Origin of the sequence: Roseiflexus castenholzii DSM 13941 (assembly GCF_000017805.1) — a bacterium.
Lineage (GTDB): Bacteria > Chloroflexota > Chloroflexia > Chloroflexales > Roseiflexaceae > Roseiflexus > Roseiflexus castenholzii.
In genome coordinates this window covers 4,930,499-4,949,579 of the sequence record NC_009767.1, presented here as the reverse complement: position 1 = coordinate 4,949,579, position 19,081 = coordinate 4,930,499, and the positions used below count along the sequence as shown (strand labels likewise).

Below are 19,081 nucleotides of genomic sequence, written 5' to 3'. Positions count from 1 at the left end.
AGCGAGACATTGCGATGCAACGTCTCCGCCTTCACACCTTCAACCTTCCACCCACTCATACCAATGACCGGTGACCATCCGGCATGGTCACCCCGAGCCGCGCGAGGGGTCGGGCGCGACCCGCGCCGATTCCACGCTGCGTTTACCCTGAGCGAAGCGAAGGGCTCGGAAGGACCCGCATGCGGCATCGTCAAGCGTCATTGGTATCACTTGACTCCAGGGCTGTACAACAACAGCGGCAGCGATGACCCGCGCAGGACTTTATCGGCGACGCTGCCGAGGAGCAGGAGGGAAAACCCGCCACGTCCGTGGGTTGCCATCGCAATCAGGTCGATGCTATGCATCCGTGCATAGTCGAGAATACATGCGGATGGTTCTCCTACCATGACCGCAGCATCGACCTGCAACCCCTGCGCGCGCAATTCCTCCGCCTGCCGTTCCAGATACGCCTGTGCGCGATCCTTGAGCGGTTGCGCCACCGTCGCGGCGCCGGCATTCTCATCCTGAGCCGACAGACCGAGGACGGAGGGATCGACGACTCGCAGCAGCGTATACTCCGCGTCCATGATACGCCCGATATGAACACTGTGCTCAATGATTGCTTCTGCCAGAGGAGAACCATCGAGCGGGATCAGAATACGGCGCAACGAAAGCCTGGTAGTTTTCGTATCGATGGTTACGGTTGGCTGATGGGGGCGCACCAGCATTACCGGCACCGGCGAGCGCCGCACGATCACATCGGCGACGCTACCGAGCCAGAGCCGTGAGAGCGCCCCCCGACCGTGGGTTGTGAGCACGATCAGATCGCACCCGACAGATCGCGCGTGCTCCAGAAGCGTCTCGGCGACAGGTCCGGTGAGGATCGACATAATCGGCGCACGCACCGATTGTTTCTCGATCTGCTGCGCCACCCGCTCGAGGTAGGCCGTCCGACTTGCTGCGCTGGCGCGTTCTGCCATATCGGCCAGCCCGCCACGTCCAGACAGGACGTGAGCAAGGTAAAGTTGCGCGCCTGATCGCCGCGCGACCGAGAGCGCCAGTGGCAACGCATGCTCACTGAACGCCGAGCCATCGAGCGGCACCAGGATGGATCGGCACATGCGCGCCTCCTCACCAACCTGCGCCGGATTGTTATCTGGCAGCGATATCTAGTGTACGACCAATACCGGGCAGTGGGCGCGTTGCACCACTGTATTGCTCACACTGCCCAGGAGCAGACCAACGAGTGTACTATGCCCGCGCGACCCCATGACGATCAGGTCGAAGTTCTCCTCTTCGGCAACGCGCAGAATCGCCTGCGCTGGCGGTCCTTCGAGCAATTGTACATCAACATCCGCCTGATCGCCGACCTGAGTACGTGCAGCCTCAATCAGCGACTGGCCTATCAGCATCCGTGTTTCCAACAGACGCTCGTATTCGGGCGTGCCGAGAAGATCGGAGACATGCGGGAACGCATGGAGCAGGCACAATTTTGCGTTGTAATGCTTTGCGATATCGACGGCTGCGTCGATTGCCCGCGACGACGTTGGCGAACCATCCACAGCGACGAGTATTTTGTGAAACATGCTGACCACCTCTTCGTTGAGTGCGATCACAGGCAAATACGTTCACCCTAACTATAGGTGATCTCGATGGAAAAGGGCAGGAAAGATGCCAGTACAGTGCGTAAAGGTATCACAACGTCGTCTCAATGCGTTGTGAGGACGCCATCCGTGGTGAACATCTTCTTCCAAAGGGATGGATGGAGTATGTTATGCTTCAGAGAGAACCAGCCTCGATGAGGAGGACGATGATGCAAACCATAGTTGTACCGCTCGATGGCTCCGAACTGTCAGCCCAGGTGCTGCCATATGTTCGGGTGTTGGCGCCGCTGTTGGGGGCGCGGGTCCATCTGCTCCGCGTCGTTCAGGAGTCGCATCTTAGCAGCGGCGAGTCGTGGGCGCAGGTGCTCATTTCGGTCTATGGCGTTCCAGAGAGCGAAGCGCTGCGCCGCGATTATTACGATGAATCGATGGAGGCGCTTCGCCAGCGCGCGCAGGCGTACCTCGACGCACAGGCGAAGGCGCTCGAAGATGCAGGGATTGAAGTCGTCAGCGATGTGCGCTCCGGTTCACCTGCCGATGTGATCGTCGAAGTCGCCGCCGGATGCCTCCCCGGTGCAATGATCGCAATGGCCACGCATGGCTACAGCGGCTTGCGCCGCTGGGCGCTTGGCAGTGTCGCCGATAAGGTCATTCATGCGACCGAAGCGCCGGTGCTGCTGGTGCGCGGGCAAGCGCAGCCGATTGTGCATCCGCCGCGCCGTATTCTCATACCGCTCGATGGCTCCGGGCTGGCGCGGCAGGCGCTGCCGCTTGCGAGCGAGATTGCGCGCGCCGCACACGCCGAATTGATCCTGCTCCGCGCGGTGGTGCCCATGATCGAGGCATACATCGGTGCGCCCATGTTGGGTCGTCCTCTTGCCGAGAATAACGAAGCGCTTGGCGCGCTGCACGAGTACGCGCTGAACGACCTGAACGCGGAAGCCGCCTCATTGCGCGCTGAGGTTCCGCGTGTGCTTACCCATGCGATTATCGGGTATCCTGCCGAGGTGATCATCGACGAAGCGCAGGCGATGGACGTCGACCTGATTGTGATGGCGACGCACGGATATGGCGGGTTGCGGCGCTGGGCGCTCGGCAGCGTGGCGGATAAGGTGCTGCACGCCACGACGACGCCGCTCATTCTGGTGCGTGCCGGCGAGTGAGCGTCAGATATAGTGCAATTTTTTCGCCGCTTCGGTCAACTGATCGCGAAATGCCGGGTGAGCAATATTGATCAGCGCGCGGGCGCGTTGCGCCAGGGTGCGGCCATACAGGTCCGCCACGCCATACTCAGTGACCACAAAATGCACGTCGTAGCGACTGGTGACCACGCCTGCGCCGACATCGAGCGTCGGCACGATGCGTGAAATTGTGCCGTCACGTGCCGTCGATGAAATGGCGATGATGGGAATACCCCCCTCTGAGCGCGACGCGCCGCGAATAAAATCGACCTGCCCCCCAACCCCGCTGTACAGGCGCGTGCCGATGCTATCGGCGCACACCTGACCGGTCAGGTCGACCTGCAACGCCGAATTGACGGCGACCATATTCTTGTGCTGTGCGATGACGAACGGATCGTTGACATAGTCGGTAGGGTGCATTTCCACCATAGCATTGTTGTGCGCCCAATCGAAGCAACGCTGACTGCCGAGGATAAAGCCGGCAACGACCTTTCCCTGATGGATGGTCTTCAATTCACCGTCAATGACCCCGGCTTCGACCAGATCAATGACGCCATCCGAGAACAACTCGGTGTGGATCCCCAGGTGCCGTTTGCCGTGCAGATTCGAGAGCACCGCATCCGGGATGGCGCCAATCCCGAGTTGCAGCGTGGCGCCATCCGGGATCAGTTCTGCAATGTGGCGACCAATCGCCTGCGCAACGCTGTTGGTTTCTCCCTGTGGCAACTCCAGCAGCGGACGATCACTTTCGACCAGCGCCGTCAGGCGCGAGATATGAATGAAACTGTCGCCAAGGGTGCGCGGCATCCGTGCATTGACCTCGGCAATGACGATCTTTGCTGTGCGCGCTGCCGGCAGGGTGCATCCGACTTCTACCCCAAGCGAGCAGAACCCATGGCGATCCGGCGGTGAAACCTGAATCATGGCGACATCGAGCGGCAGGATGCCCTGCCGAAACAGTTTTGGAATCTCGCCGAGAAAGATCGGCGTAAAATCGGCGCGCCCCTCGTTGACGGCGCGCCGTGTGTTGTGCCCGATAAACAGGGCGTTATGGCGAAATGACGCCGCCAGTTCCGGCGCCGTCGTTGGGTCCTCCCCTGCCGTCAGCATGTGAATGATCTCGACATTGCGCAACTCAGGCGCGCGTGCTACGAGCGCATCCAGCAGCGGTATGGGCACGCCGCATCCGCCGCCGATATATACCCGATGGTTCGACTCTATCAGTTCCACCGCTTCTTCAGCGGTCATTTCACGCCTTCCTGCCGTTAGCGAGCGTGGCATAGCACTATCTCCACATCGTTTTGAGGTCTTGATCGCTGTTTCCGGTTGCGCTCCGCATCCTGCACTCTTGCCCCTCAGCATGATAGGTGAACGAGTTACGCCCCGCTGCTGCGCTCAGGGTGACGAGCGCCGGTATCCTGCGGAACGCAGTGAAGCATCTCGCCTGCCCTCGCGGAGACCCGCTGCAGTGCTCAGGGTGACGAGCGCCACCGTGTGCCCTTTGCCTCGCCCCTGCGCTGCGCTTCGTGAGGACCGTTTTCCGTCATCTCTCATGAGTGTTCGAGTGCTTGCTCGATATGTGATGTGTATGGCTGCCCGTTGAGAAGACCGATTCCGCGTGCAATTGCGTCATCTTGCTGCGCTGCTCGTTCGAGTCCCTGGGATGCGATCCGCAGTGCGAAGGGCAAAAGCGCATTGTTCAGTGCATGGGCAGCAGTGCGTGCCACGGCGCTCGGAATGTTGGGCACGGCATAGTGCAGAACTCCCGACGCCAGGTAGGTCGGATTGCTGTGCGTCGTTGGGCGACTCGTCTCGATACATCCGCCTTCATCGATGGCAACATCGATGATGACGCTGCGTGGCTTCATTGTTGCAACCATGGCGGCGCTTACCAGTTTGGGCGCACGACCGTGCGGAACTTTGACGGCGCCAATAACCACGTCGGCAAAGGGGAGCACGTGCGCCAGCGCGCTCTCGGTGGCAAGCCGGGTTGTGACGTGCCCGCGGCAGATCTGTTCCACCGCGCGCAATCGATCCATATCCTGATCGAGCACCGTCGTCTGCACTCCCCAGGAACTGAACCCATATGCCGCATTGCCGCCGACTCGACCGGCGCCCAGGATCACAACTTCCGCCGATGGAACGCCGGGAATGGGCGCCAGCAGGGTGCCACGCCCGCCGCTCGGCGTTTCCAGTAGATGCGCCGCCAGTTGCGGCATCAAACGACCGCCAATCTCGCTCATGGGCAACAGCACCGGCGCAATACCGTCGTTGCGCCGGATCGCTTCATAACTGAGCGTCGATGCGCCTGCCGCCGCCAGCGCATCGATGACACGGCGCGGCGTGACGGCCAGGTGCAAAAAACCGGCTACAACCTGACCGGGACGCACCATCGGCAATGCATTCTCCGGCACCCCATCGATAGTCAGCAACAGGTCGCCGCGCGCATAAATCTCCTCAGGACCATATGCGATATGCGCGCCTACAGCGCTGTAGGACGCATCGGTAAACCCTGCGCCGGCTCCGGCGCCGCTCTCGACAAACACTGTGTGCCCGGCAATGACCAGCGAGTGCACGCCGGCTGGCGTGAGCGCCACCCGGTGTTCATCGGGTGCGTGGGCTTGTGGAATGGCAATGTCCATATGCGCTTCCCTTCGCGACCGTTTCTTTGCCCAGACCTCACCACCATGCGGTGAGCATACCATATGGTAGTATACTATCGTAGGGAACGGTGAGTTACAGAGAGTAACAATTTGCCAACTGGAGACGTGTATGAGCACACCGCGCATGGTCAAATGCGTCAAACTCGGTCGTGAATTGCCTGGTTTGCCCCGTCCGCCATACCCCGGCGAATTGGGGAAGCGTATTTACGAGAATGTATCGCAGCAGGCGTGGAATATGTGGATGGATCAGGCGTTACTGATTATCAACCACTACGGGTTGAGCATGGTCGATCCCCGTGCCACCGAGGTGATGATGCAGCAGGCGGAACTCTTCTTCTTTGGCGAGAGCGACGCCAAACCGGAGGGCTGGACGCCAGAAGGCGCTGTAGAGGAATAAGCGCGCGGGATGCGCCCAACCATCACGATCCTGGCGAGCGGCACGCTGGGGGACGTGCGCCCACTGGCGGCGCTCGGCAAAGGTTTGCACGATGCTGGCTTCGCTGTTGCGCTTGCAACCCATCCTCAGTTTGCGCCTCTGGTTCAGGCGCAGGGTCTGGCGTTTCGCAGCATCGGGGGCAATCCCAGTGATCTGCTTCTTCATGATGATGCGGCGCTGACCTTCGATGGCGGAGTAGGGCGTGGCGTGGTCGCAACACTCCGTTATATTCGGTCGGCGCAGGCGATCTATGCTCGCATGCTGGACGCGGCAGCGACCGCATGTTACGGGAGCGCCCTGATCATTGTGTCGCTGGCAAGTTGCTGGGGGCAACTTATTGCGACGACGTTCGGCATACCCTGTGTCTGGGCGCCGTTGCAGCCCGTCACGCTAACGATCCGCTTTCCATCGCCGCTGCTGCCGGTGACATTAAGCCTGGGCGCGCGCGCCCGCCGTCTGAGTTATACGGCTGTCGAACTGGCGACCTGGCTGCCATGGCGAACCGTATTCCATCGCTGGCGGGCGCGCGCGCCTGGTCCGCGCCACATGTCGCTCGACCCCTTTGCTCTAGCGTGCACATCGAGTGCGCCCTTCGTCTACGGGTTCAGCCCGCATGTCGTGCCACCGCCTGACGACTGGCCGCCACATCATATGGTGACCGGCTACTGGTTCCTCGACCATCCGGCTGAACGCCTGGCGCCGGAGATTGAGTCGTTCCTTGCAGCTGGCGATCCGCCGATTGTCATCGGTTTTGGCAGCATGGGCGGTCGGCGACCGCGCGATGATGCGGCGCTGGCGCTGGAAGCGCTGCGCCTGGCGCAGCGCCGCGGCATTCTCTTCGGTTCAGCCGACGTCGCGCGCCTGGCAGCCGGTCGCCGTGATGTGCTCGTCGTGCCATACGCGCCCCATCGCCTGCTCTTCCCACGTGTCGCCGTCGCCGTTCACCATGGCGGCGCCGGAACAACCGCCGCCAGTTTGCGCGCCGGTATCCCGACGATGACGGTTCCGGTCGGGATCGATCAACCCTTCTGGGGGATGCGCGTCGCCGCAATTGGCGCGGGACCGCCGCCGCTGCCGCGGCGACGCGCAACGCCGGATCGCCTGGCACCCGCCATTATGGCGGCGACTGATGACCTCATCCGGGTGCGTGCTGCGGCGATAGGGCGGTTGATCGGCGCCGAGGAGGGCGTTGCGCGAGCGGTGGAGGTCGTTGCGCGCGTAATGCCATGATACTGAGATGCTGCGACTATCTTCCTGCATTACGGCGAGCCAGGCGTGATTCGCTCCAGATAGGTGAGGGCTGTTTCAGGATCGGCTTTCACGGCGTAGAGACGGCGGTAGCGTTCGTGGGCAAAGTTTTGGGTGAAGATATACTCGAACTGTGTCAGGAGCGGATCGAAATAACCGCCAATGTTGACGATGACGATCGGCTTGTTGTGGTAGCCAAGCATGCGAAGCGTCATGATTTCCAGCAATTCTTCGAGTGTGCCGAAGCCGCCTGGCAGCGCGACGAACGCATCGGCGCGATCATCCATGATCTGCTTGCGTTCGCGTAGAGTTCCGGTGACGATCAGTTCGTCCGCTTCCTGATAGCCGACTTCGCGTTCCAGCAGCGTTTGTGGAATAACGCCAATGACCCGTCCGCCGGCGCCGTGTACCGCTCGCGCGACCGCGCCCATCAATCCGATGCCACCCCCGCCGTACACCAGCGTCCAGCCGCGCCGCGCCATCCCTTCACCGAAGGTATGGGCCGCTTCCAGATAGAGTGCCGGTACGTGATCGCTCGAGGCGCAGTAGACGCAGACATGCATCGTTGTGTCTCCTTCTATGTGTATTATGATGCCAGGTATCCGCCATCGACCCCCAGCACCTGACCGGTGACGAATGACGCCGCCGATGATGCCAGCCAGAGAACTGCCTGAGCGACTTCTTCTGATGTACCAAGGCGTCGCATGGGAATCACCGCAGCAAAACGTTCCGGGTTGCCGCCGCCTGCTTTCGCCAGCATGTCGGTCGCAATCCGTCCTGGCGCTACTGCAATTAATGCGCACGCCATGAGCGGCGTATTCTATGGCGGCAGAGCGTGTCAGGGAAATCACCGCCGCTTTTGCTGCGGCATACAGCGCCACACCCATTGTCGAATTGCGTATGCCGGTCGTCGATGCATTGTTAATGATGACACCCTGCCCCTGTTTCAGCATCTGTGCCAGTTCGTACTTCATGCACAGAAAAACGCCGCGTACATTTGTGTCAAAAACAGGGTCGAACTCATGCTCGTCCTGTTCTGCCAGCGGCGCGACCGATCCGAACCATCCAGCATTGTTGAATGCAACATCGAGGCGTCCAAACGTTTCAACCGCTGCGTCGATCAGCGCGCGCACCGCTGTTGGTCGGGTGACATCGGTCGGAACGAACAACGCCGTTCCACCCATTGCCCGGATTGCGGCGACCGTCGCTTCACCGGCGTCACGATCCCGATTGCCGACGACTACGCGCGCGCCGTGCCTGCCGAACGCCAGCGCTGTTGCGCGCCCGATTCCTGAACCGCCACCGGTGATGAGCACGACTCGTTCATCGAACATGATTGATTTCCTGAGACGGTACGCTGTGATGTTCGCAATTCGCCGCCCGGTCCAGGCGACAGTGCATGATACCACGAGGGCTGACGCGCGATTCGGTCGCAAGCCCCCCTGCCCCCCGCGCGTGGAGGGTTGACGGGCGGGCAGAACCTCCGCGCGCACAGCGGCCCGCCCCACCGCAGGACGGACGCGCGCGCGGCGCCGGTCTCCCCTCTCCCGCGTGCGGGAGCGGGGCAGGGGGTGAGGAGATTGCTTTGACCGGCTGCGCCGGTGGCGCAATGACGGCGTGCTTCGCCCGGCTGCGCCGGTCTCGCAATGACGGCGTGCTTCGCCCGGCTGCGCCGGTGGCGCAGTGAGGGGATTGCTTCGCCGCCTGCGGCGGCTCGCAATGACGGCGTGCTTTGACCGGCTGCGCCGGTGGCGCAATGATGAGATTGCTTCGCCCGGCTGCGCCGTGATGAGATTGCTTCGCCCGGCTGCGCCGGTGGCGCAGTGACCGCGCATCCTGGCACGTCTGCGAGGGGATTGCTTCGCCGCCTGCGGCGGCTCGCAATGACAGATTGCTTCGACCGGCTGCGCCGGTGGCGCAATGACCGCAAACACCGGCCCGCCCGCCGGGGGACGGACTCGCGCGCGGCGCCGGTTTCCCCGCTCCCACGCGCGGGGGAGGAGCGGGGGGTGAGGGTCAATGCGTGCTGTCCGCCTTTCAAATGCGGGGGCGGGGGGACGTCCCCGCGCGACTCGGTCGTTACAAACCCAGAATCTGCGCCAGTATCGGTGTCAGCAGCGCCGTCAGCGCACCGTTCAGCCCCATCGCCAATCCTGCAAACGCGCCAGCTTCGGCGTGCATCTGCAACGCACGCGCAGTGCCAATCCCATGCGATGCGACCCCGATTGCCAGACCACGCGCCGCCTGATCGTTCAACCGCAGACGGTCGAACAGATCTTGCGCGATGACTGCGCCAATGATGCCGGTGACGATCACCAGCACAGCCGTCAACGATGGCAGCCCGCCAATCTGTTCGGAGATGCCCATTGCAATCGGTGTGGTGACCGATTTGGGCGCCAGGGAACGCAGCGTGACCTCCGATACACCGGTGAGACGACCAATGGCGACTACCGATAGAACGGAGGTGAGCGAGCCGACCAGAAGCGCCGCGCTGAGCGGTAGCAGCATGCGCCGCAATCGACTGGCATAGCGCCAGAGCGGCAATGCCAGCGCGACAGTCGTCGGACCCAGCAGGAAATGGACGAACTGAGCGCCATCAAAGTAGCGCTGATAGGGTGTGCCGGTGACGGTCAGGAAGATGACCAGCAGGACAACCGAAAGAAGAACCGGATTTGCCAGGGTCCACTGCCGAACTCGCTGATACCCCAGATCCGCCAGGTAGTAGACCAGCAGCGTGGCGGTCAGCCAGAGGAGCGGCGTCTGTGCCAGATAGACCCAGATGTCAGTCATGGTTGGTTGCATGCGTGGAAGCCTTTCTTGCATCGGTCAGACGGAGAAAGAGGAGCAATACCCCTGCGGTGACGATCATCGTGATGACCGTGCTGACAAGCAGAGTGATGGCAATTGCCGGCCACTCAGCGCGCATCAGTTGCACATGGTTCATGATGCCGACGCCGGCCGGCACGAAGAAAAGGGGAAGAAAACGCAGCAATCCTTGCGCAACCTGATCGAGCCATTCAGGGGCGCCGCGCCATAGCAGAACGCTGAAGAGCAGCAACATGCCAAGCACCGGTCCGGGCATCGGCAGATTGAGCGCACGCGCCGTCACTTCGCCGATCAACTGACAGATGAGCAAAACGGTCATTCCTCGTAACATAAGCCGTCCACTCCATGTTTGTTCGTGTTCGGTCAAGGCATCCTAAAATCTGAAACGATGGCATCTGCGCTTCCACATTGTTGATCAGGTTGCGAGCCACATCAGGAAGCCATTGGTCACAAAAAGCGACGAACCATGCGCATAGGCTTGCAGAATCAAAAAGCGCCGAGCATCGTTATCAGAGCGGGTAGCGCTCCTGACCCCTACCTGCTCGCCATTCGATCCAGCAGCGCGTCCGCCGGGAGGTCCGCCAGGGAGTGGAGACGCAGCATGTGAGGAGGCAATGAGAGGGTGTCGAGGAGCGCCACCGGAACAGCGACGCACCGCATACCTGCCGCTGCGGCAGCGCGAATGCCGTTCGGCGAGTCTTCGAGCACGACACACCACTCCGGCGGCGCATCGAGGCAGGCGGCGGCGCTGAGGAACAGATCAGGTGCGGGTTTGACGCGCACTCCGTCGCTGCGAGTGCGCACACAGGCGAAGTATGCGCGAATGGCATGGCGTTCGAGCCATCCCTCGACCCACTCACGTGTTGCGCTCGATGCCACTGCCAGGCGAATGCCGCGCGCGCGCGCTGCGATGATGACCTCGCGCACGCCGGGTTGGAGCGGTTGCTGCTCGCACAACGCGATGTACCGCTCACGGTGTTCGCGCCGGAGCGCCTCGCGGTCGAGCCTCGCGCCGGTCAGCGCTTCGAGTTCACCGTAGGGATCATAACCGCCGGTCGTTCCCAGGCCATGCACCCATCGTTCAGGGAGAAGTTCCGCGCCAAAACGACGATACTGCTCGCTCAACACGATGAAATCGGGAGTCTCTGTGTCGAGGATCAACCCGTCGAAATCAAAAATCAACGCTTGCAGCATAACACCCTTCTTCTCGTCGCCATCACACACCCCCTAGCCCCTCACCCCTGACAACGCCAGCAGTTCCGCCCGATCCGGCATCGACGGCTGCGCACCATGTTTGGTGACGGACAGCGCGCCCGCAGCCAGTCCCCACCGGATGGCTTCCTCGAAGGGACGTCCCTCGCTCAGCGCCACCGCCAGCCCGCCGTTGAAGGCGTCTCCCGCAGCGACGGTATCGACCGCCGTGACGGTGAAGGCGGGCCAGAAGCGCACGCCGTTCGCGTCTGCCGCAAGTGCGCCGCGCGCGCCGAGTTTGATAATGACCGTTCGCGCGCCGCGCGCACGCAATGCCCGCGCCGCCGCCGCCGCACTCTGCTCATCATGGACGGGGATGCCGGTCAGGGTTGTCGCTTCACTTTCGTTCGGCGTTAGAATGTCCGCCAGCGCATACAATTCATCAGGCAGCGGCAGCGCCGGCGCCGGATCGAGAATGACCGTCGCGCCGCGCGCGCGCCCGGCGCGCGCCGCCGCCGCAACCGTCGCAAGCGGCGTTTCGAGTTGCAACAGCAGCGCGCGCGCGCCATCGAGCGCCCGCTCCAGCCGTGGCATGTCCTCGCTGCCGACGGCGCCATTCGCGCCTGGAACGATTACGATGGTGTTCTCTGCCGCGTCATCGACGGCGATCAGCGCCACCCCCGACGGACCGGGGGTTGTCAGCACGCCATCGTCCTGCACACCAAAAGACCGCAGGCTGTGTCGCAATTGTTCACCGAACAGATCATCGCCGACACGCCCAACCATCCGGGTCGGTGCATCGAGTCGCGCGCAGGCGACGGCCTGATTGGCGCCTTTGCCCCCCGGCGCTGTAAAGAATGAATGACCGGTGAGCGTTTCGCCGGGCGCCGGCAGACGCGGCGTGCGCACCACCAGGTCCATGTTGATGCTGCCAAACACAACAATGGTCACCGACGCTTTCTCCATGCGAACATCGGCTCGTGCGCCCTATTCCTGCAACGAGGGTTGTCATGCCGCAGAGCGCGCGAGCGCGCAAGGCGTCATCGGTCCTCATGCCCTGATGAGGGTTGTCATTCCGAGTCCTTCGCTTCGCTCAGGGTAAACTCAGCGAGGAATCCCGACAGTGATGCCATACCGCGACCCTTCGCTCCGGCGCCGCTGCACAGAGTGACAGGCGCGTGGCGTCGTGACGGGGCACAAGGCAAAGCCCCGGCATAGTACTATTATACCAATTACCTGTGACCATCCGGCATGGTCACCCCGCGCAGCGCGAGGGGTCGTGCGCGACCCGCTGAGATTCCTCGCTGCGCGCGGCATGACCCGTCGCTGCGCGCGGAATGACCCGTCGCTGCGCGCGGCATGACCCGTCGCTGCGCGCGGAATGACCCGTCGCTGCGCGCGGAATGACCCGTCGCTGCGCGCGGAATGACCCGTCGCTGCGCGCGGCATGACCCGTCGCTGCGCGCGGCATGACCCGTCGCGGCGCGCGGCATGACCCGTCGCGGCGCGCGGAATGACCCGTCGCGGCGCGCGGAATGACAAGCCGCTGCGCGCGGAATGACCAGTCGCTGCGCGCGGAATGACAAGCATGCGGCATCGTCAATCGTCATTGGTATTATACGCGCTCCTGAAACCCTTTCACGGATCTGTATCGGGATCGTTCGGTAGGGCGACACCGTTCTCAACGTTGATCAGCGCCGTTGCTGCGGTGCAGGCGGTCAGCAGTCCGTGATCGAGCGCCGGAGGAGGGCGTTCAAATATCCGGTTGCAATAGGTCGTCCGGCGATGTTTTGTCGGCGACCAGCACCTCTTCGGTGCGGGTGCGCCGCCATCGATGACGGCGACTTCACAGATCCCGCTGTCCAAACGAGCGCATCGCCAGCAGCAGTGCAATGGCGGCGTATACCACGGCGTAGACGACCATGGCTTCGCTGGGAACCGAAGAGGTGGAAAACGGACCAGGGAGGTTATTGGCGAGCGGCGGCTGCATCAGGTAGGCGACCCGTCGCCACAATGCCTCGACCGGCAGGATCAGACTCGTGATAATACCGATCCGCACTGCATCGCTCGATTGCAGCAACGCACCGATCTGCTCGACCCACGAGCCGATGAATGCCACCCCATAGAGCATGAAGAGCGCCACGCCATTCGTGAGCGTCGAGAGGCGGGTTCCGCCAAGCAGCGAGAGGGAGAGGAGCGTCAACGCTTCGAGCGCCAGCAACGGTAGTCCGGCGGCGACATTGGGGGGCCAGTACCCGACGATCAACCACATAACGGCGACGACGCCAAGGCTCAATAGCCCCAGGTAGACCGTCAGCATCAGTGCAAAGCCGAGCCACTTGCCGAGCAGCGCCTGCCAGCGACGGATCGGGCGTGTCACCAACGCCTGAATAGTGTGGGTGGAGATTTCGCCGGCGACCGTATCGACCGAAGCGAAGATCGCCAGCATGACCGTCAGAAAATGAACGACATACAATCCGGCGATCAGCAAGAAACTGTATGCCTGATTCTGGATCGCCAGCGGCGCGCTGCGTTCCATTTCACGCGCAATCAGCCAGACCCCGATGCCGAACAGCGCAACAAACAACGCGCCGATGACCATCGCTGCCAATGCCATGCGCCGTCGCCGCGCCTCGTGAAACGTCAACCAGGTGATCGTCAGGACTGCGTTCATCATCACCGCTCGGAATTCAAGATCGAACGTTCCCCGCCTTCGCGGTAATAGACCTGCGCCGCCTCGGTGCGATTCGTCACCCCCAGTTTCTGGAAGATGTTCTGCAAGTGATATTTCACCGTACTTTCCTGCACCACCAGACGTTCGGCGATCTGCGCATTCGGCATGCCTTCCGCCAGCAACCGTAATACATCGCGTTCGCGCTGCGTCAACCGCGCCAGGAGGCTCTGCCCGTGCGCCTGCGTGGCATCAGCCGCCTGGCGCACCACACGTGGAAAAACGATCTGCCCGTGCGCCACGTTGCGAATCGTCGCAATCGTCTGGCGTGGCGGGTCGGTTTTGAGCGCAAACCCATCCGCCTGCATCTCCCACGCCGACTGCAACGCCCCGCCGTCGCCGAACGCGGTCAGTATCACCACCTTGACCGGCATACCCCGCCGGCGGATCTCGCGCAGACACGAAAGCCCATCGCGTGTTGGCATCGCCAGGTCCATCACCACCACATCCGGTCGTTCGCGCTCAATGATCGCCAGGAGCGACTCGCCGTCGGTCGCTGTCGCCACAACGATCATATCGCTCTCTCGTTCCAGCAGACCGCGCAATCCCTCAAGCACCAGTTCATGATCATCGGCAAGGACGACTCGAATGGCACGGTTGAGATCGGTCATACCGCCTCCTTTGCCGGCACTCTCACAATCACGCGCGTCCCATGCCCCGGACGACTCAACACCTGAAGTTGCCCGCCGACCAAGTGAACACGCTCGCGCATACCGCGCAGTCCAATGTGTTCTTGCCGCTCCGTCGCCCCCGGTCCTTCCAGCGGCGGCGGCTCGAACCCGCGCCCTTCATCGATGACGATGAGTTCGATCCATCCCTCCTGCGCGTGCACCTGCACCTCGTGGCGGTCAACGCCGGCGTGGCGATAACTGTTCGACAACGCTTCCTGCAACACCCGGTAGAGGGCAATCTTCACCGGCAGTTCCACCGGCGGCAGTTCACCTTCGATGTTCAGCAGCACCTGATTGCCGGTCAGTGCTTCGTGTTGGATGGCAAGCCCTTGAAGAACGGATGCCAGAGGTCGCATTTCGAACTCCGCCAGTCGGAAGCCGCTCAGGGTGGCGCGGATCTCCTGGAGTGCGCTCTCCATCAATCCATTTATGCGTTCGATGAGCGGTGCGATCTGGCGGCGCAAGTCTGTGTCGCTATGCTCATCCAGGCGCGCCTGGACGAGTGCCAGGTGAGACGAAACGGCAAATAATTTCTGCACCGGACCATCGTGGATATCCAGGATGATGCGTTGAAGTTCTTCTTCTGTCACTGCGAGCATGCGCCGCCCGGCTTGCAGCTGCGGTCCCCACGTGTGCTGATGGCGATCCTCGACCAGCAGCGCCGCCAGTTCCACCAGCGCCTGCGCCATCCCCAATTCAGACGGTGCGGGAAGCGGCGTTTCAGGGGCGAATGCCATACACAGGCGCCCAACTTCGATGGCGCCTTCGCTGATGGGGATTTCCAGCGTCTGAACTGCGCCGTTCGGATTGCCGGCATTATCGCAACGCGCCACCACCTGCGCCGGGCGCCGCGGATCGGTGCGCAGGAGCAGTTCCGCCCGCGCCGCCCCCAGGCGACGACTCAGTTCGCCCAACAAGCGCTGATAAGCGTCCGCCAGTGCAAGCGTCGTGTCCATGTCACTCTGCTGCGCCTTTCAGACCAGGTAGTTCGAGCCGGACGCCGTTGGACCGCGGCGTGCTTCGTCGGTGTTCCTGCTCTGTTCATATCAGTATAGCACGCTCCGTGAAAGATGGAACAACAGGCGTCGGAACGGCTTGACGAAGAATGCACAAAGGAGTACTATATGGGCACACTGCATCTGGCATCTCTCTGTCGGCAATGACGCCCCGATCATTGATTGTCGGGGCATTGTTTGTCTTAATTGCACAAAGAAAATCCCGGCTTGCGGTGCGCGGTTCGGCTCAGGCGCCCGATGGGAGGGGACGCCCGGATGGTGACGGATGCGCGCGGAAGGGTCGTGCCGCCGCTCGCGGCTTGCGGTGCGCGGTTCGGCTCAGGCGCCCGGATCGCGCCGGATGGCGACGGATGCGCGCGGAAGGGTCGTGCCGCCGCTCGCGGCTTGCGGTTCTTGGTTCTCAGTTCTCAATTCTCAGTTCTCAGTTCTCAATTCTCAGTTCTCAGTTCTCAATTCTCGGTTCTATGTTTATCTCCTACACCATCGAGAGCGCCTACGACGAGATGTTCACCGCCGACGGGCAGCCGCGCCCACACTATCTGCCCCTCTATGAGCGGTTGATCAGCCTGTCGGCGGAAGAGTTGCACCGGCGACAGCAGGCTGCCGATGCAGCGTTTCTGAATCAGGGCATCACGTTTGCGGTCTATGGTCATGAGGATGGCGCCGAAAAAATCTTCCCCTACGATCTGATCCCACGGATCATCACAGCAGCGGAATGGGCAGTCATTGAGCGAGGTCTGACACAGCGCATTACGGCGCTCAACATGTTCCTGCGCGATGTCTATCACGAAGGGCGCATCCTTGCCGATAACGTCGTGCCGCGCGAACTTGTGTACAGTTGTCGGCACTATCGTCGTGAGATGCGCGGCGTCGACGTGCCGCGTGATGTGTATGTCGCCGTTGTTGGAACCGATCTCGTGCGCGACGCTGATGGGCGATTTGTGGTGCTGGAAGACAACCTGCGCGTGCCGAGCGGTGTGTCATATATGCTGGTAAATCGCCAGGTGATGAAACGCACCTTCCCGACGCTGTTCGAGCGCTACAATGTTCGCCCGACTGACCACTACGGTCAGGCGTTGCTGGAAACGCTGCGCGCGCTTGATCCATTGCAGCGTCCAGACCCGACGATTGTGCTGTTAACTCCCGGCGTCTACAATTCAGCATACTTCGAACACACCTTTCTGGCGCGGCAGATGGGGGTGCAACTGGTCGAAGGGCGCGATTTGCTCGTCCACGACAACTATGTCTATATGCGCACAACTGCCGGTTTACAACGCGTCGATGTGATCTATCGTCGAATCGATGACGATTTTATCGATCCGCTGGCGTTTCGTCCGGATTCGGCATTAGGGGTGGCGGGTCTGTTCAATGCCTATCGGGCGGGAAATGTCGGGTTGGCAAACGCTATTGGCACCGGCGTCGCCGATGATAAGGCGATCTACGCCTTTGTGCCGCGCATGATTCGTTATTATCTGGCGGAAGAGCCGATCCTGCCGAATGTCGAGACCTATCTGGCATACGATGAAACCGATCGACGCTACATTCTGGAGAATCTGGACAACCTGGTCGTCAAGGCGGTCGGTGAGTCCGGCGGGTATGGCATGCTGATCGGTCCGCACAGCACCGGCGAGCAGCGTGAGGAGTTCCGTCGTCGCATTCTTGCCGATCCGCGCAATTACATTGCACAACCAACGGTGATGATCTCTCGTGCAGCCTGTTTTGTCGATGGAAGGGTCGAACCGCGTCATATCGATCTGCGCCCCTACATTCTGTATGGCGAAAAAATCGTCATCGTGCCGGGAGGTCTGACGCGCGTGGCGCTCCGGCGTGGATCGCTGGTGGTCAATTCGTCGCAGGGCGGCGGAAGCAAGGATACCTGGGTGCTCAATGACTAAAACGCCGATGCTCAGTCGCGTCGCCGACAGTCTTTTCTGGATGGCGCGGTATCTGGAGCGCGCCGAGCATACGGCGCGCCTGCTCGATGTGCATCTGCACAGTGCGCTCGATCTGACGCCTGCCGCCGCTGAACGACGCTGGCGCCGCCTCCTTGCGGCGTTGCACGGTCCACTGGCTGCCCAAAGCGTGTCACCCTACGCTATCACGCAGGCGTACACCTTCGATACTACAACGAGCGACTCGATCATGGCGTGTGTGACCGCAGCGCGCGAAAATGCACGCCAGGTGCGTGAGCGCATCAGTTCTGAGATGTGGGAGCAGGTCAACCGACTCTACCTGTACCTGCGCACAACCTCCATGGATGAGATGTGGTCGGGCGAGCCACACCTCTTCTTCCGCGCCGTCAAGGAGGGGGTGCATCTGTTTCAGGGCATTACCGACGCAACTCTGAGCCACGATGAGGGATGGTGGTTCATTCAGATTGGGCGTTACCTGGAGCGCGCAATGGCGACGGCTGCGCTGCTCGATGTCCATTTTGGCGCGCTCGATGCGTCGGATGCTGCGTCGCTCGATTACTTCGAGTGGGTGAGTCTTCTGAAGAGTTGCACCGCGTTTGAGGCGTATTGTAAAGTGTACACCGCCAGCGTGCACCCGGAGGATGTCGCGGAGTTTCTGCTGCTGAACGCCGAATTTCCTCGTTCCATTCGTTTCGCCGCCGATATGATCCAGGAAGCGGCGCAGGTGATCGGTCGATCCAGCGTCCCGCGCGCGACGGCGCGGGTCGAGCGTCTGGCAGGGCGCCTGCGCGCAGCGCTCGATTATGGGCAGGTGGACGAGATCATGATGGATATGCACACGTATCTGATGACTATTCGCCGCATGTGCGCGCAGGTGCACGACGCGCTCTACCAGGCGTGCATCAGTTACTCGGCTGATGAGGCGCTGAGGTGAGCGGGGCGAGAGGCGAGAGGGGCGAGGGTCCCGACAATGGCGTAGCGCGAGATTTATCTCGCATTTGTGGCGAGGTGAGCGGGGCGAGAGGTGAGCGGCGAGAGGCGAGAGGCGAGGGGCGAGAGGCGAGCGGCGAGCGGCGAGAGGCGAGAGGCGAGGGGCGAGAGGCGAGCGGCGAGCGGCGAGGGGCGAGCGGCGAGCGGCGAGGGGCGAGGGGCGAGGGGCGAGGGGCGAGGGGCGAGGGGCGAGGGGCGAGCGGCGAGCGGCGAGGGGCGAGGGGCGAGGGGCGAGAGGCGAGAGGCGAGAGGCGAGGGGCGAGAGGCGAGCGGCGAGGGGCGAGAGGCGAGGGGCGAGGGGCGAGAGGCGAGCGGCGAGAGGCGAGCGGCGAGGGGCGAGAGGCGAGGGGCGAGGGGCGAGGGGCGAGAGGCGAGAGGCGAGAGGGGCGAGGGTCCCGACCATGGCGTCGCGCGAGATTTATCTCGCATTTGTGGCGAGGAGAGCGGGGCGAGAGGTGAGCGGCGAGGGGCGAGGGGCGAGAGGTGAGCGGCAAGCGGCGAGGGGCGAGAGGTGAGCGGCAAGCGGCGAGGGGCGAGGGGCGAGAGGCGAGAGGCGAGGGGCGAGAGGCGAGCGGCGAGCGGCGAGGGGCGAGAGGCGAGAGGCGAGAGGCGAGAGGCGAGAGGCGAGAGGG

General features: G+C 62.4%; 18 protein-coding genes. 5 read left to right on the top strand and 13 right to left on the bottom strand.

Annotated elements, in window-relative coordinates:
- Window positions 1-206 precede the first annotated feature (206 nt).
- The gene (locus tag RCAS_RS19590) at window positions 207-1,100 is read right to left on the bottom strand and encodes a universal stress protein (protein ID WP_012122238.1); all 894 of its coding nucleotides are present in this window, start codon (window positions 1,098-1,100) and stop codon (window positions 207-209) included.
- A gap of 48 nt (window positions 1,101-1,148) precedes the next feature.
- The gene (locus RCAS_RS19585) at window positions 1,149-1,565 is read right to left on the bottom strand and encodes a universal stress protein (protein ID WP_012122237.1); all 417 of its coding nucleotides are present in this window, start codon (window positions 1,563-1,565) and stop codon (window positions 1,149-1,151) included.
- A 224-nt stretch (window positions 1,566-1,789) separates the two neighbouring features.
- On the opposite strand from RCAS_RS19585, the gene RCAS_RS19580 reads away from it, so the two are divergent.
- Window positions 1,790-2,746: a universal stress protein gene (locus RCAS_RS19580; protein ID WP_232280072.1), complete on the top strand. Its 957-nt coding sequence runs from the start codon at window positions 1,790-1,792 to the stop codon at window positions 2,744-2,746.
- Window positions 2,747-2,749: 3 nt separating this feature from the next.
- On the opposite strand, the gene RCAS_RS19575 is transcribed toward RCAS_RS19580, so the two are convergent.
- Both RCAS_RS19575 and RCAS_RS19570 read right to left on the bottom strand, forming a co-directional pair.
- Window positions 2,750-4,045, bottom strand: a complete 1,296-nt coding sequence (locus RCAS_RS19575; protein WP_012122235.1) for an acetyl-CoA hydrolase/transferase family protein — start codon at window positions 4,043-4,045, stop codon at window positions 2,750-2,752.
- Window positions 4,046-4,314: 269 nt separating this feature from the next.
- Window positions 4,315-5,406, bottom strand: coding sequence for an alanine dehydrogenase (locus RCAS_RS19570; protein ID WP_012122234.1), 1,092 nt, complete (start codon window positions 5,404-5,406; stop codon window positions 4,315-4,317).
- A gap of 130 nt (window positions 5,407-5,536) precedes the next feature.
- On the opposite strand from RCAS_RS19570, the gene RCAS_RS19565 reads away from it, so the two are divergent.
- Window positions 5,537-5,824, top strand: coding sequence for an oxidative damage protection protein (locus tag RCAS_RS19565; RefSeq protein ID WP_012122233.1), 288 nt, complete (start codon window positions 5,537-5,539; stop codon window positions 5,822-5,824).
- A gap of 9 nt (window positions 5,825-5,833) precedes the next feature.
- On the top strand, window positions 5,834-7,093 hold the full coding sequence (locus RCAS_RS19560; protein ID WP_012122232.1) for a glycosyltransferase: 1,260 nt from the start codon (window positions 5,834-5,836) through the stop codon (window positions 7,091-7,093).
- 29 nt (window positions 7,094-7,122) lie between these two features.
- Here RCAS_RS19560 and RCAS_RS26615 read toward each other — a convergent pair whose 3' ends face one another.
- The 9 genes from RCAS_RS26615 to RCAS_RS19505 form a co-directional block, all read right to left on the bottom strand.
- The gene (locus RCAS_RS26615; protein WP_012122231.1) at window positions 7,123-8,445 is read right to left on the bottom strand and encodes a TIGR00730 family Rossman fold protein; all 1,323 of its coding nucleotides are present in this window, start codon (window positions 8,443-8,445) and stop codon (window positions 7,123-7,125) included.
- 745 nt (window positions 8,446-9,190) lie between these two features.
- Window positions 9,191-9,901 carry an LrgB family protein gene (locus RCAS_RS19545; RefSeq protein ID WP_232280071.1) on the bottom strand — a complete coding sequence of 237 codons (711 nt, stop codon included), beginning with the start codon at window positions 9,899-9,901 and terminating at the stop codon, window positions 9,191-9,193.
- A complete protein-coding gene (locus RCAS_RS19540; RefSeq protein WP_012122229.1) occupies window positions 9,894-10,268 on the bottom strand; it encodes a CidA/LrgA family protein in 375 nt (124 codons plus the stop codon). The genes RCAS_RS19545 and RCAS_RS19540 overlap by 8 nt, the downstream gene beginning before the upstream one ends.
- Before the next feature lie 203 nt (window positions 10,269-10,471).
- On the bottom strand, window positions 10,472-11,131 hold the full coding sequence (locus tag RCAS_RS19535; RefSeq protein ID WP_041331156.1) for an HAD family hydrolase: 660 nt from the start codon (window positions 11,129-11,131) through the stop codon (window positions 10,472-10,474).
- Between the two features lie 33 nt (window positions 11,132-11,164).
- The gene (gene rbsK / locus RCAS_RS19530; RefSeq protein ID WP_012122227.1) at window positions 11,165-12,079 is read right to left on the bottom strand and encodes a ribokinase; all 915 of its coding nucleotides are present in this window, start codon (window positions 12,077-12,079) and stop codon (window positions 11,165-11,167) included.
- Between the two features lie 687 nt (window positions 12,080-12,766).
- Window positions 12,767-12,994: a hypothetical protein gene (locus RCAS_RS19520; protein ID WP_041331152.1), complete on the bottom strand. Its 228-nt coding sequence runs from the start codon at window positions 12,992-12,994 to the stop codon at window positions 12,767-12,769.
- Window positions 12,975-13,805 carry an ABC transporter permease gene (locus RCAS_RS19515; RefSeq protein WP_012122226.1) on the bottom strand — a complete coding sequence of 277 codons (831 nt, stop codon included), beginning with the start codon at window positions 13,803-13,805 and terminating at the stop codon, window positions 12,975-12,977. The genes RCAS_RS19520 and RCAS_RS19515 overlap by 20 nt, the downstream gene beginning before the upstream one ends.
- Window positions 13,805-14,470, bottom strand: a complete 666-nt coding sequence (locus RCAS_RS19510) for a response regulator transcription factor (protein WP_012122225.1) — start codon at window positions 14,468-14,470, stop codon at window positions 13,805-13,807. The genes RCAS_RS19515 and RCAS_RS19510 overlap by 1 nt, the downstream gene beginning before the upstream one ends.
- The gene (locus tag RCAS_RS19505) at window positions 14,467-15,486 is read right to left on the bottom strand and encodes a sensor histidine kinase (RefSeq protein ID WP_012122224.1); all 1,020 of its coding nucleotides are present in this window, start codon (window positions 15,484-15,486) and stop codon (window positions 14,467-14,469) included. Before RCAS_RS19505 ends, RCAS_RS19510 begins: the two co-directional genes overlap by 4 nt.
- Before the next feature lie 524 nt (window positions 15,487-16,010).
- On the opposite strand from RCAS_RS19505, the gene RCAS_RS19500 reads away from it, so the two are divergent.
- Window positions 16,011-17,441, top strand: coding sequence for a circularly permuted type 2 ATP-grasp protein (locus tag RCAS_RS19500; RefSeq protein WP_012122223.1), 1,431 nt, complete (start codon window positions 16,011-16,013; stop codon window positions 17,439-17,441).
- The gene (locus RCAS_RS19495; RefSeq protein ID WP_012122222.1) at window positions 17,434-18,393 is read left to right on the top strand and encodes an alpha-E domain-containing protein; all 960 of its coding nucleotides are present in this window, start codon (window positions 17,434-17,436) and stop codon (window positions 18,391-18,393) included. The genes RCAS_RS19500 and RCAS_RS19495 overlap by 8 nt, the downstream gene beginning before the upstream one ends.
- Window positions 18,394-19,081 lie beyond the last annotated feature (688 nt).